The 13,271-nt window shown below is 36.1% G+C and carries 13 protein-coding genes; 3 read left to right on the plus strand and 10 right to left on the minus strand.

Annotation, left to right across the window (positions count from 1 at the left end; all coding sequences use genetic code 11):
- The first annotated feature begins 103 nt into the window (after nucleotides 1-103).
- Nucleotides 104-1,015, plus strand: coding sequence for an ABC transporter ATP-binding protein (locus tag ODR02_RS15100; protein ID WP_209787789.1), 912 nt, complete (start codon nucleotides 104-106; stop codon nucleotides 1,013-1,015).
- Between the two features lie 3 nt (nucleotides 1,016-1,018).
- Nucleotides 1,019-2,329 carry an ABC transporter permease gene (locus ODR02_RS15105; protein WP_105681211.1) on the plus strand — a complete coding sequence of 437 codons (1,311 nt, stop codon included), beginning with the start codon at nucleotides 1,019-1,021 and terminating at the stop codon, nucleotides 2,327-2,329.
- A 105-nt stretch (nucleotides 2,330-2,434) separates the two neighbouring features.
- Here ODR02_RS15105 and ODR02_RS15110 read toward each other — a convergent pair whose 3' ends face one another.
- The 10 genes from ODR02_RS15110 to ODR02_RS15155 all read right to left on the minus strand — a co-directional run bounded on the left by ODR02_RS15110 (nucleotide 2,435) and on the right by ODR02_RS15155 (nucleotide 11,401).
- Nucleotides 2,435-3,106 (minus strand): porin family protein, encoded by a 672-nt coding sequence (locus ODR02_RS15110; protein ID WP_105681212.1) that lies wholly within the window; start codon nucleotides 3,104-3,106, stop codon nucleotides 2,435-2,437.
- A gap of 16 nt (nucleotides 3,107-3,122) precedes the next feature.
- Nucleotides 3,123-3,995, minus strand: a complete 873-nt coding sequence (gene sucD / locus ODR02_RS15115; RefSeq protein WP_047378735.1) for a succinate--CoA ligase subunit alpha — start codon at nucleotides 3,993-3,995, stop codon at nucleotides 3,123-3,125.
- A 100-nt stretch (nucleotides 3,996-4,095) separates the two neighbouring features.
- Nucleotides 4,096-4,665, minus strand: a complete 570-nt coding sequence (locus tag ODR02_RS15120) for a hypothetical protein (RefSeq protein ID WP_309512682.1) — start codon at nucleotides 4,663-4,665, stop codon at nucleotides 4,096-4,098.
- On the minus strand, nucleotides 4,662-5,561 hold the full coding sequence (locus ODR02_RS15125; protein WP_309512683.1) for a UDP-3-O-(3-hydroxymyristoyl)glucosamine N-acyltransferase: 900 nt from the start codon (nucleotides 5,559-5,561) through the stop codon (nucleotides 4,662-4,664). Before ODR02_RS15125 ends, ODR02_RS15120 begins: the two co-directional genes overlap by 4 nt.
- A gap of 70 nt (nucleotides 5,562-5,631) precedes the next feature.
- Nucleotides 5,632-6,195, minus strand: coding sequence for an elongation factor P (gene efp, locus ODR02_RS15130; RefSeq protein WP_209787779.1), 564 nt, complete (start codon nucleotides 6,193-6,195; stop codon nucleotides 5,632-5,634).
- A gap of 20 nt (nucleotides 6,196-6,215) precedes the next feature.
- A complete protein-coding gene (locus ODR02_RS15135) occupies nucleotides 6,216-6,887 on the minus strand; it encodes a hypothetical protein (RefSeq protein WP_209787776.1) in 672 nt (223 codons plus the stop codon).
- Entirely contained in the window at nucleotides 6,887-7,681 is a 795-nt protein-coding gene (gene lpxA / locus ODR02_RS15140) for an acyl-ACP--UDP-N-acetylglucosamine O-acyltransferase (RefSeq protein WP_209787773.1), read from the minus strand. The genes ODR02_RS15135 and lpxA overlap by 1 nt, the downstream gene beginning before the upstream one ends.
- A complete protein-coding gene (locus ODR02_RS15145) occupies nucleotides 7,682-9,079 on the minus strand; it encodes a bifunctional UDP-3-O-[3-hydroxymyristoyl] N-acetylglucosamine deacetylase/3-hydroxyacyl-ACP dehydratase (RefSeq protein WP_105681218.1) in 1,398 nt (465 codons plus the stop codon).
- Nucleotides 9,072-10,103: a UDP-3-O-(3-hydroxymyristoyl)glucosamine N-acyltransferase gene (gene lpxD, locus ODR02_RS15150; protein WP_209787771.1), complete on the minus strand. Its 1,032-nt coding sequence runs from the start codon at nucleotides 10,101-10,103 to the stop codon at nucleotides 9,072-9,074. Before lpxD ends, ODR02_RS15145 begins: the two co-directional genes overlap by 8 nt.
- Before the next feature lie 71 nt (nucleotides 10,104-10,174).
- Nucleotides 10,175-11,401, minus strand: a complete 1,227-nt coding sequence (locus ODR02_RS15155; RefSeq protein WP_309512684.1) for an HD domain-containing protein — start codon at nucleotides 11,399-11,401, stop codon at nucleotides 10,175-10,177.
- Nucleotides 11,402-11,565: 164 nt separating this feature from the next.
- On the opposite strand from ODR02_RS15155, the gene ODR02_RS15160 reads away from it, so the two are divergent.
- Nucleotides 11,566-13,206, plus strand: coding sequence for a S41 family peptidase (locus tag ODR02_RS15160; RefSeq protein ID WP_309512685.1), 1,641 nt, complete (start codon nucleotides 11,566-11,568; stop codon nucleotides 13,204-13,206).
- Nucleotides 13,207-13,271: the final 65 nt, after the last annotated feature.

A 13,271-nucleotide genomic window follows, 5' to 3' on the forward strand; every position in this document is an offset into this window, starting at 1 on the left:
AAATCCTGATAATCATCAGGATTTTTTCTTTTACATTAATTCTGTTTTAATATTTCCGTAACTTTCGGGACTTTTTCATACTAATAGTAAAAAGAACAATTTAATGCTAAAAGCTGAACATATTAAAAAGACCTATAATGCCGGAAAAAAGGTCGCCCTGGATGATTTTAGCATCCATGTTCCAAAAGGCAGTATTTATGGCCTTTTAGGCCCCAACGGAGCCGGAAAAACTTCTTTTATCCGTATCATTAACCAAATTACACAGGCCGACTCTGGAGAAATCCTTATCAATGGACAAAAACTGAACCCTGCCCATATCAAAGACATTGGCTATATGCCTGAAGAAAGAGGACTGTACAAAAACATGACTGTTGGTGATCAAATTCTATATTTCGGGGAACTGAAAGGAATGACCAAAAGTGATGCTTTGAATGAAGCCAAAAAATGGTTTGAAAAACTGAACATTGATCAATGGTGGAAGAAAAAGCTTTCTGAACTTTCTAAAGGGATGGCACAAAAAATTCAGTTTGTAGTTACCGTTCTTCACAGGCCGCATCTTTTGATTCTTGATGAACCTTTTTCGGGTTTTGATCCTGTGAATGCCAACTTAATCAAAGATCAGATCATTGATCTTAAAAATAACGGAACAACCATTATTCTTTCTACCCACAGAATGGAAAGTGTAGAGGAAATGTGTGATTATGTTGCTTTGATTAATAATTCCAAGAAAATTATTGACGGAAGGGTTTTTGACGTAAGAGAAAAATTCAAGAAAAATATTTTTGGGATTACGCTTTCTGAAGTAAGCAGTGATCATTTTGAAAATTTCAAAAATAAATATGAGATCTTCAATTTATCTAATGAAAACAATCTTGTTTCTTTTGATCTGAAAAATGAGGAGAGCCAAAACAATGTGCTTCTTGATCTGGTACAGGTAGGTAAAGTAAGATCTTTCGACGAAAGAATTCCTAGTATGAATGAAGTGTTTATTAACGCTGTCAGTAACCATTCTTAATTTATGAATAATATTTTTTTAATTACCAAGAGAGAATTTCTTACCCAGGTTAAGAAAAAATCTTTCATTATATTGACTTTGCTTGCTCCTGTAATGATTATTGCTTTCGGAGCAGTGGTGGGTTTAATGTTTAAAGCAAATGAGTCACATAGCATTATTGAGGTGGTGGATAAGAGCGGTCTGTTTACCAACCATCTTAAATCTAATGATAAATTAAACTACGTTTTTGTTTCCGCAGCCGATGAAAAGTCTAAGATTAACAATTTAAAAGGAAATGAATCTCTGGACGGCATTCTGATCCTTCCTGAATTGAAAAATCAGAATTTCGATGCGCTTGAAAAAGAGGCAAGACTGGTCATCAACAGTAAAATAGGATTTGACACCAAGCAGCAAATTGTATCTGACATCAGCAATGTGGTCAGAAAAGAAAAAATCAAGCAATTGGGTATTCAGGAAACTCAATTGAATGATCTTGACAAAAACTTTACTTTAAAAACCATTAATGTAACGGATAATAATAAAGAGGATTCTGATCTTGCTTTTGGCGTTAAATCCGGATTGAGCATGGTTCTGATGTATGTTACCTTTATGTTCATCATTATTTATGGGGTGAGGGTAATGAGAAGTGTTCTTGAAGAGAAAAATAACCGTGTTGTAGAGATTATTATTTCTTCTGTAAAACCGTTTGAACTGATGATGGGTAAGATTCTGGGAGTAACAATGGTTGCACTGACCCAGTTTTTGATCTGGATTACCATGTCTGTCATCGGAGCATTGGTATTAAATACAGGCTTTTCTCCGCTTCAGAAAAATATTCCAGGGGCCAATGAAGAGATTGCAAGTAAACTGGACATTGGGCAGCTTGCTACCCAGATTTCTCACAGCTTACTGGAACTGAACTTCCCGCTAATCATTTTTGTATTTATCGTTTTCTTCCTTTTAGGCTATGTCTTCTATAGCTCTATTTATGCAGCCATTGGTTCTGCTGTAGATAATGAAACAGAAACACAGCAATTTACTTTATTTGCAATTCTACCCTTAACATTAGGCATGTATGGCAGCTTCACACTGATGAATAATCCGGAAGGACCTTTAGGCTTCTGGCTGTCTATCATTCCGTTTACTTCACCAGTTGCTATGATTGCCAGAATTCCATTTGGAGTTCCTGCTTGGCAGATTGCATTGTCTATAACATTACTGCTGGTAACGACTATTTTCATGATCTTCCTTGCCGGAAAAATCTATCGTGTAGGTATTCTGATGTACGGAAATAAAGCTACTTTAAAAGAGCTTTGGAAGTGGATTAAGGGCTAATTAATCGAAATAGCAAAACGCTAATTTTATCTTTTGATTTTCCCAAAGGTATATCAATAAAAAATCCCGGAAATGAGTTCCGGGATTTTTTTATTTTGAAATATTCTATTTGAATATGTAGCTTAAAGTAAGTGCGATTACCTGTTCTGATTTTTTCTTATCAGTACCCTTGGTTTCTTTAGCGAGACCAGGATAAGTATCTCCTAGACCTAGGTCGTATTTTAAAGCTACTTCAAGTTGTCTTTTGTAGCTATATCCTACTCCCAGTCCAAGTCCCCAGTTAAAGCTCTTTGCCTTTCCATTTACGCCTGACGGCTGGTTAGGATCGGTAACATCCGGGTCATAATAAGGTCTGCTTACAGGAACGTCTTTTACGTTCTGGCTCAGTAAGAAGTTAAATCTAGGTCCTATTAATCCAAAGAATTCTGATTCTGCTTCAGAGAAATATCCTTTGAAATAAAGAGGAACACTCAGGTAGTTATTAGCATATACTGCATCATAACCGCTTACCCCTTTAGCATCTTTATCTTTACCTGTTTCTCCTGCACCATAGTACAGAACTTCAGGCTGAATAAAGAATTGGTTTGCCTTTCCTACGGGAATCAATGCCAATGCTCCAGCTTGGAAAGTGTATCTTGGGCCTGAAGGATTGTGGGCGTTAGATACTCTGGAGTAGTTTAAACCTCCTGTAACTCCAAATCTTGTACTTTTCCATTGCACCTGTGCAAAAGATAAGGCAGAAAGAGTTAAAGCTGAGGCTAATAAAAGTTTTTTCATATGGTGTGGTTTTATATTATCCAAGAATTTTTGCTACAGTAGCACCGATATCAGCTGGAGAATCTACAACGTTGATACCGTTTTCTCTCATGATTTCCATTTTTGCCTGAGCTGTATCTTCAGCACCACCTACGATAGCACCTGCGTGTCCCATTGTTCTTCCTTTTGGAGCTGTTTGTCCAGCGATGAAACCTACAACCGGCTTATTAGATCCGCTTGCTTTGTACCATCTTGCAGCTTCAGCTTCAAGACCTCCACCGATTTCACCAATCATTACAACTGCTTCAGTTTCAGGATCGTTGATGAATAGCTCTAATGCTTCTCTTGTTGTTGTTCCGATGATTGGGTCACCACCGATACCAATTGCTGTAGAGATACCGTAACCAGCTCTTACTACCTGGTCAGCAGCTTCGTAAGTAAGGGTTCCTGATTTTGAAACGATCCCTACTTTTCCTTTTTTGAAAACGAAACCTGGCATAATACCAATTTTAGCTTCTTCAGAAGTAATGATTCCAGGGCAGTTTGGTCCGATTAATCTGCAGTCTCTGTCAGCGATGTAAGATTTTACTTTTACCATATCAGCTACAGGAATTCCTTCAGTAATACATACAATCACTTTAATTCCTGCTTCAGCAGCTTCCATGATAGCGTCTGCTGCGAATGCCGGCGGTACGAAAATGATACTTACGTTTGCTCCTGCTTTTTCAACAGCGTCAGCTACAGTATTAAATACCGGTTTTCCTAAGTGCTCGCTACCTCCTTTTCCTGGAGTAACACCACCTACTACGTTTGTTCCGTATTCAATCATCTGACCAGCGTGGAAAGTTCCTTCATTTCCTGTAAATCCTTGTACAATTACTTTAGAATCTTTGTTTACTAAAATTGACATTTTATTGTTGTTTTAATTTATTTATTTTCAGTTTATACGTCTTATACGTTCAGACAAAAATAATGATTATTTGTCGTTAAAAAAATTTTTAAATCTGATTTTATTCATCATATCTTTTCAACAGATCGATTAAATCTTGTTCCTTAAGTCTGTTGTAATTAATATTTTCAATCAGTGGTTCCAGCTCGGGTTTATCAGCCGTTAATTCCTTCAATTTCTTCCTGTTATTGACAAAAAGACTTAACGGTTGTCTTATATCTCCTTTGTATAAAACATCTGATGTAAGAGTGGATCCGTCATAACCATGACGTCTGTATGCTTTCAGCCATTTTATTTTTCTACCATCATATACCAGTTCTACCAAAGTTTTGGTTGATTCTAAAGGAAAATAAATAAAAACTCTTGGCTTTCCTTTAAGATCTACGAACTCAATTTTTTGAATTTCAGATGGTTGATATTTAACAGTTTGTCCATTTTCCAGAATCTTAACTTTTCTGTCGCTAATCGTTATCTCATCAATCTGATTACTATCAAAAAGATTAGTTATAAAAGGTATTTTAGCATCTACAGTTCTGTTATCACTAAATGTAACCTTTGATTCAATCTGTGATTTCTGGGCGAAACTTATTGAATATATAAAAAGAAATAGAGCTAATAAATTCTTCATCATAGTTTTCTCAGTTTTACTTCTTTTTTGAGATAGGTTTTGAAATCTTCTGCAAACATCCCGATATAGGTTCCTTTTTCAAGATCTCTGTTCACACCTGTTTTTCCCAAAAGTATTGATCCTGCCTCAATTTTATTTCCGGAAGCAATTCCCACCTGCCCCCAAAGCGTCACCTCATCTCCAATGACACAACATCCTGCTATTCCTACCTGAGAAGCAATCAGACATTTTTTTCCGATAACAGTATCATGCCCGATTTGAATCTGGTTATCCAAAACAGAACCTTCACCAATGATGGTAGAGTCTGTAACTCCTCTGTCAATGGTACAGCCATTACCGATCTCTACGTTGTTTTCAATGATAACATTTCCTACAGAAATCAGACGGTCAAAGTTTCCATTCAGTTTTCTGTAATAAAATGCGTCACCTCCTAAAACGGTGTTAGACTGAATAACAACATTATCTCCGATTTCGGTACGGTCTCCAATCACAACATTTGGAAAGATAAGTGTGTTTTTTCCAATTTTCACATTGTTTCCGATCACTGCAGAATGGTGAACTTTTGTACCCTCTCCTATTTCAACATCATGAAGCTCTTCTGTGAAATTATATATTCGGGTAAAATGAGTATTGATTTTATTAAAGTCTCTGAAAGGATCATCAGAAACCAAAAGTGCTTTGCCTTCCGGGCAATCTACTTCTTTATCAATTAAAATAATAGTGGCTGCAGAGTTTAATGCTTTGTCATAGTATTTAGGATGGTTTACAAAGACAATATCACCAGGTTTTACCATGTGAATTTCATTGGTTCCCAATACTTCAAAATCTTCCGGCCCTACAAATGCTGAGCCTATTAAATCTGCAATCGTTTTAAGCTTTTGCGGAGAATGGAATCTCATAACAATAGATTTTCTTATAAAACAAAATTCGGACTGCTGATGCAAACCGAATTTATGTAATTTTTATTTATTATTTTACTCTTTCTAAGTAGCTACCGTCTTCAGTGCTTACTTTAATTCTGTCTCCCGGTTCAATGAACAAAGGAACCATTACTCTTGCTCCTGTTTCAACGATTGCGTTTTTAAGAGCATTGGTTGCAGTGTTTCCTTTAACCCCTGGATCAGCTTCGATAACATCAAGATATACCGACTGTGGAAGTTCAGCAGAAAGTGGTGTTTCATCAGCTTCTTTCAAAATGATTGTTACTTCTTCACCAGCTTTCATAAACTGAGAGTTTTCAATCATTTCTTTATTGATGTATAACTGAGAGAAGTCATCATTGTTCATGAAGTGGAATCCGTTCTCATCATCATACAAATACTGGAACTTTCTGGTGATTACTTTTACTTCATCAATTTTGTGTCCCGCAGAGAAAGTGTTATCAATTACTTTACCGTTGGTTACAGACTTTAGTTTTGTTCTTACGAAAGCAGGTCCTTTTCCTGGTTTTACGTGAAGAAACTCAATTACTTTATAAATATCATTGCTATACTCGATACATAGCCCTTTTTTGATATCGTTACTTGTTGCCATTAATATATTTTATATTCTTTTTATTTATTATTCTCTTTATTCACCAAATCAATTATATCTTCCAGGTAATACTGATTGGCTTTTAGTTTTGAAATCACCTCCGGATCATTATCTGTAAGTTTAACAATGAGTTTTGTATCCACTACCAATCCAAAGCTGACATCTCTTTTATCAGAGGTATTATTTGATTTTTCAATATCAACCAAAAGAACCTTGTAAGAATTTCCTTTTTTATCCTTCCACGCAAACTTAGGTGTTAAACCTGCATTCAAAGCGCCTCCTAACAAGCCTCCTCCGTAAGGATTATTGTATGAAATTGCTTTTTTATCTTTTACTTCATCCAGATAGATCAAAAAATATTTCTTCCCGATTACATTCACTCTTGCAAATGTATCAAAAGAATAGATATACGCTGCATAGGTCATACTAAAATACAGGTTATCCTGATATTTCATCAGCCATGCTCTATTCTCCATCTTTGCCTTTTTATCAGTATCTGCAAATCTGAATGGCGACATTTTGATGTAATCTTCATTCTGACTTTTTACTTCTGCATAAACATTGGGTTTAGCAAGGCTGTCTTTTTTATAATCTGAGAAGCCGTAATAGAACTCCATCCCTGTTATCCTTTGGTTTTGGGAAAGGCAAAAATGTGAAATTACCAATGCAAAAAGAAAAGATAATTTTTTCATTAGTTACTCTCTTTACCGGTTCCGTAACCTTTTACGATACCTCTTGGTGAATTTTGAATAAACTGTAAGATTTCATCTCTTTCAGCCGTTGGAAGCATTTCTTTTTCAATATGGGAAATAGCCTGAGAAACGTTCATCTTCATCTGAAAGATCGCTCTGTAAATTTTCTGGATTTCAAAGATCTTTTCATTCGTAAAACCTCTTCTTCTTAAACCAACAGAATTGATCCCTGCATAAGACATAGGCTCTCTTGCTACTTTTACATAAGGCGGAATATCTTTTCTTACCAGAGTACCCCCGGAAATCATGACGTGTTTTCCGATTTTACCAAACTGGTGAACTGCAGATAAACCTCCCATTACCGTATAATCTCCAATCTCCACGTGCCCTGCAATACCACAACCGTTGACAATGATAACGTGATCTCCGATAACACAGTCATGTGCAATATGCGAAGTTGCCATAATAAGACAGTGAGCTCCAATTTTGGTAAACCCTAAGGCTTTTGTCCCTCTGTTTACGGTAACACATTCTCTAATTGTCGTTTCGTCACCGATAATCACCTGGGTATCTTCACCATCAAATTTCAGATCCTGAGGAATCGCAGAGATTACCGTTCCCGGGAAAATCCTACAGTTTTTTCCTATTCTTGCACCATCCATAATGGTTACATTAGGACCAATCCATGTTCCTTCTCCAATTTCTACGTCCCCTGCAATGGTAGTGAAAGGTTCTACGATTACATTTTTGCTGATTTTCGCACGTTTATCTACGGCTGCTAATTGATGAATCATTTAATCAACTTTATTTTTTGCAACTTGAGCCATAAGCTCTGCTTCTACTGCTACAGTGTCTCCTACATATCCATATCCCTGCATATGAACAATTCCTCTTCTGATAGGCTCTATCAATTCAATTTTGAATATAAGCGTATCTCCCGGAATTACTTTTCTCTTGAATTTCACCTTATCAATTTTGATGAAATAAGTAGAATAGTTTTCAGGATCCGGAACGCTGGCCAGTACAAGAATTCCTCCTGTCTGTGCCAATGCCTCTACCTGAAGTACTCCAGGCATTACAGGTTCTTTAGGGAAGTGTCCAACGAAGAATGGCTCATTCATCGTAACATTTTTCAGACCTACAACGTGAGAATCTGAAAGTTCAAGAACCTTATCAATCAATAAGAATGGAGGTCTGTGAGGCATAAGCTTCATAATTCCGTTGATATCGAATACGGGTTCTTTTGTCAGGTCAAAATCCGGAACGTTTTTCTTTTTCTGCAATTTCCACTGGCGGTTTAGTTTTTTCGCAAACTGAGTATTCACAAAGTGTCCCGGTTTGTTAGCGATAACTTTACCTTTTATTTTTACACCTGCCAAAGCAAGGTCACCGATTACATCCAGTAATTTGTGTCTCGCAGCTTCGTTAGGATAATTTAAATTAAGATTGTCCAGAATACCGTTGGGTCTGATCGATACATTGTCTTTTCCAAAGGCTTTCTTTAATTTTTCTGTAGTTTCAGGAGTAAGATCTTTATCTACATATACAATAGCGTTGGAAATATCTCCACCTTTGATCAAACCATGATCTAAAAGCATTTCCAACTCATGCAGGAAGCTGAATGTTCTTGCTGATGAGATTTCGTCTTTAAATTCTGAAATATTTTTAAGGGTAGCATTCTGAGTCCCTAATACTTTAGTCCCAAAATCTACCATGGTAGTTACTTCGTAAGTATCTGAAGGAATAATTGTGATTTCCGAACCTGTAGCCGGATCACTGTAAGTAAGAACTTCTTTTACTACAAGATATTCTCTTGCTACCGTTTGTTCTGCTACTCCAACACTTTCGATTGCTTCTACAAAGTATTTTGAAGATCCATCCAAAATAGGAGGTTCAGAGGCATCCATTTCTAAAACTGCGTTGTCTATATCACAACCAACCAGGGCTGCTAAAAGGTGTTCACATGTGGTAATTTTTACCCCTAATTTTTCTAATGTAGTTCCTCTTTCTGTTGCTACAACATAATTTACATCTGCTTCTACCTGAGGATGTCCCTCCAAGTCTGTTCTTACAAATACAAAACCTGTATTTTCTTTTGCAGGTTTAATGGTAAGTTTTACTTCTTTACCCGTATGAAGGCCAATTCCAGAAAGAGTTACCTCTTGCTGAAGTGTTTTTTGCATATCACTCATTAGTATTATCTTTTGAGTTATTCTCAAGATTATTTATTCTATTTACTATTCCAGGTAAGTTCCTGAAATGAACATAACTCCTCAAATAGTCATTGTAACTGATAGCCGGTGAGCCGTACAATGTTTCTCTGTCATTAACGCTGGAATTCACGCCACTCTGAGCCTGGATTTTCACCTGATTTCCTATTTTGATATGTCCTACAATTCCTACCTGACCACCGATCTGGTTCCAGTCACCGATTGTAGTAGAACCGGCAATTCCCGCTTGTGCAGCAATCACATTATTCTGACCAATTTTCACGTTATGAGCAATCTGAATCAGATTATCAATTTTGGTACCTTTACCAATAGTAGTAGAGCCTATTGTAGCTCTGTCAATACTACAGTTTGAACCGATTTCAACATCGTCTTCAATAATTACATTTCCAAGCTGTGGTATTTTTTTGAAGCCTTCAGCGGTTGGCTGGAAACCAAAACCGTCACCTCCAATTACCGTATTGGAATGAATGACACAGTTATCCCCAATAATACAGTAGTCGTAAATTCTGGCTCCACTGTCTATTTTACAGTTTTTACCAATTTTCACTCCTTTTCCTATATATACATGTGGATAGATCTGTGAACCTTCCCCGATTTTAGCTTTCTCAGAAACATAAGTAAATGCCCCGATATAGGCTTTATCTCCTATAATGGCAGTATCATGAATGGAAGATCCATTCTCAATACCTTCTTTTCTCCCCTGCATTTCCTGATATAAATTCATCAGAATCTGAAAAGAAAGATAGGCATCCTTTACAACAATTAAGGTAGGGTTATAATGATTTTTCTCCAGAAGTTGTTCCGAAACGATAATAACAGAGCATTTTGAGCTATCCAAAAAATGAGAAAATCTATCTTGTGCTATAAAAGAAAGATGTCCTGATTCCCCATTCTCAATTGGTGAAACTCCCGTAATAAGTGCATTCTCGTCACCTATTATTTTTCCGTCAATAAAACTTGCAATTTGCGAAGCTGTAAATTCCATATTCTGCAAAGATAAGAAATTCTATAATTTGCAAACATGTTTTAGTTTCAGATCGTAAATTTTAATATTCTTTAAGAGTCCAATTTGGAGATATCTCTTGGAAACATAAGGATATAACGAGTGGTTTTATTCACGATCAACCCGGATAAAAGCTGATCTTCCGACTCGTGCAGCCTCGTTCTCCTGCCATTTTTATGCAGTAAATAAATCGGCTGTTTCTCTGCATGATAGGGCAATAATTTTCTTTTAATTTCATGAACCAATTCATTACCATTATCGATTCCAAAAAATTCATTACTCTTTTTTATTTTTTCATCAATTATTTTCTGGTCAAATGGATGAGATGATATGATTGTTTTAGGTAAATTTCTCTGAATTACACATTTACACCAGTATGACAAGACAAAATCATCCGAATTCTGCCATTCTTTCATTGCCTGAATTACGTCATTATCATCAAGATTGGTAAATCGTTCTATATCTTCATCCGTTGCAGCACTTTTTTCACGGTATAAAAAATATTTCAGATTATCCGTTGCAGGAAGCTCTGTACCCTGAGAAATCAGATATTTTGCTCTTTCAAGAATTTTAACCAAAAGAAATTCTGCTAAAGCTGAAGTTTTATGATAGTACACCTGCCAGTACATAAACATTCTGGCGGTCAGGAAATTTTCAATGGAATAAATTCCTTTTGCATCAATCACCAGCTCCCCTTCTTCACACACATTCATCATGGAAATAATTCTTTGGGTATTAATATTTCCTTCTGATACTCCGGTAAAAAAACTGTCTCTTTTCAGGTAATCCAAACGGTCCACATCCAGTTGGGAAGAGATCAGCTGATTAAAAAATTTTCTGTGATATTTCCCCTGAAACATTTCAATCGCCATTGAAAGTTCTCCTTTGAATTCCTCGTTCAGCTTGTTCATTAACAGTAAAGAAAGATTTTCATGGTGCCAGTCATCCATCAGCATACTTTCAAGCGCATGAGAAAACGGACCATGACCAATATCATGCATCAGAATAGCCAGCATCGCTCCTTTTTCTTCTTCTTCAGAAATTTTTACTCCTTTCTGTTTCAATGTTTCCAAAGCCGTAAACATCAGATGCATTGCTCCCAGCGCATGATGAAATCTTGTATGGGTAGCACCGGGAAATATCAGGTTCAAAAGTCCGGTCTGCCCGATTCTTCTTAATCTCTGAAAGTAAGGATGCTCAATGATATCAAATAAAATTTCGTGTGGAATTTTGATAAATCCGTGAACAGGATCGTTGATGATTTTTAGCTTATTCTGCATTGAAACGTCAATATTAGTAAACAAAGTTAGGCATTTTAAATTTGAGTTATGATTAATTTCATGTTAAAAGAAGATCTGTTCCCCTTAAGGATTAATTGCTTAAAAACGTTTGCCATTATTGTATTTTAAGCCTATCTTTGATTGAGAAAACACGATAACTTTTAATGAGAAAATACTCTCTTTTCCTTTTATTATTTTTAAGCTTACATTTTTCCGCACAAGTTATCACTGAGACCCAAAAACTGGAGTCTCTCTGCAGAATTTGGGGATTTTTAAAATATTACCATCCTCATGTTGCCAAAGGAAATATAAACTGGGACAAACAGCTTTTTCAGAAGATTAATGAACTGGAACATATTCATGACAAGCAGTCTCTTAATACCCTTTATTCTGATTGGATCACCAACCTTGGAGAAGTTCCTTTGTGCAAAGAATGTTCAGTAAAGGATCATAAAGTTTATTTTCTCAAAAACTTTGATCTGCGCTGGATTGATAATTCGCAGATTTTCTCTGATGATGTATCTCAAAAACTTCGTTATATTGAAAAAAACAGGAATCTTGGAGACAATCACTATGTTGGAAAAGGCGGGAGAAAAATATATTTCAGAAATGAAAAATCATATGGCTCTGAATTTACTTCCCAAGCAATTAGCCTGCTGGAATTATTCAGGTACTGGAATTATGTAGAATATTTTTTTCCTTATAAATATGAAACCGATCAAAACTGGAATGATGTTCTTTCCGAAATGATCCCAAAATTTCTCATGATTGATAATGACGAAAATTTTCACCTGACATTAGCAGAACTGGTCACTAAAACGGATGACTCACATGCCTTTATTTCTTCAAAAGAGATTCAGTTCCATCAGTATGGTAAACGAAAAGTTCCTGTAGAATATTCTTATGCTGAAGGAAAACTGGTTGTTATAAAAATCAACAACACCCGATCCAGAAACAGCAGTCCTTTGCATACCGGTGACATTATCTATGATATTGATGGTAAAACAATTCCTCAAATGATCAATAACCTGGGAAAATATGTTCCTGCTTCGAACTCATGGGGCAAAGTCAGCAAAATAAAGGACAAAATTCTCTTCAGTAACAATGATTCTATTTCTGTAAAGATTGAAAGAGAAGGGCAAAATCTGGAAATAAAAGCCAAAACCTATCTTGTCAAAGATATCTTTCATGAAAAAACTGCGACACCCAAAAAGTGGAAATTCATTGATGATGAAAAGAAAACCGGGTATGTTAATATGGGAATGATAGAAAAAGAAGATCTGGATGAAATGTACAGAGAGTTGAAATCTACAAAATCCATTATCTTTGATATAAGGAACTACCCTAAACAAACCATTATTCCTTTAAGCTATCTTCTGCTTCCAGAGCCAACCGTGTATTATCAGTTTACTTTTCCTGATACCAGCTATCCCGGAAAATTCTACAGCAGAAAAAATGTGACCGGCAGAAAGAATCCTGAATACTATAAAGGAAATGTAATCGTTTTAGTAGATGAGAATACACAGAGCCAGGCAGAGACCACAACAATGATGTTCAAACAGCATCCGAAAGCTAAAATTATCGGCAGTAATACTTCCGGAGCTAACGGAGATGTTGTTATGTTTAAAATTGCTGACCTGGACACACGGTTCACTGGCCTTGGGGCTTATTATCCTGACGGCAGGGAAACTCAAAGGATAGGAATAATCCCGGACATTCTTGTAAAACCCAGTGTAGAAGGACTTAAAAACGGTAAAGATGAAGTCCTGGAAAAGGCTTTAGAATATATAGAAACCATTCCTTAAATGAAGCAAAAATGTGAATTATTTCACGGTATTTTCATTTAACTAATATTTAACTTTTAATCTTT

The organism is Chryseobacterium sp. CFS2, from assembly GCF_036543225.1.
GTDB lineage: Bacteria > Bacteroidota > Bacteroidia > Flavobacteriales > Weeksellaceae > Chryseobacterium > Chryseobacterium culicis_A.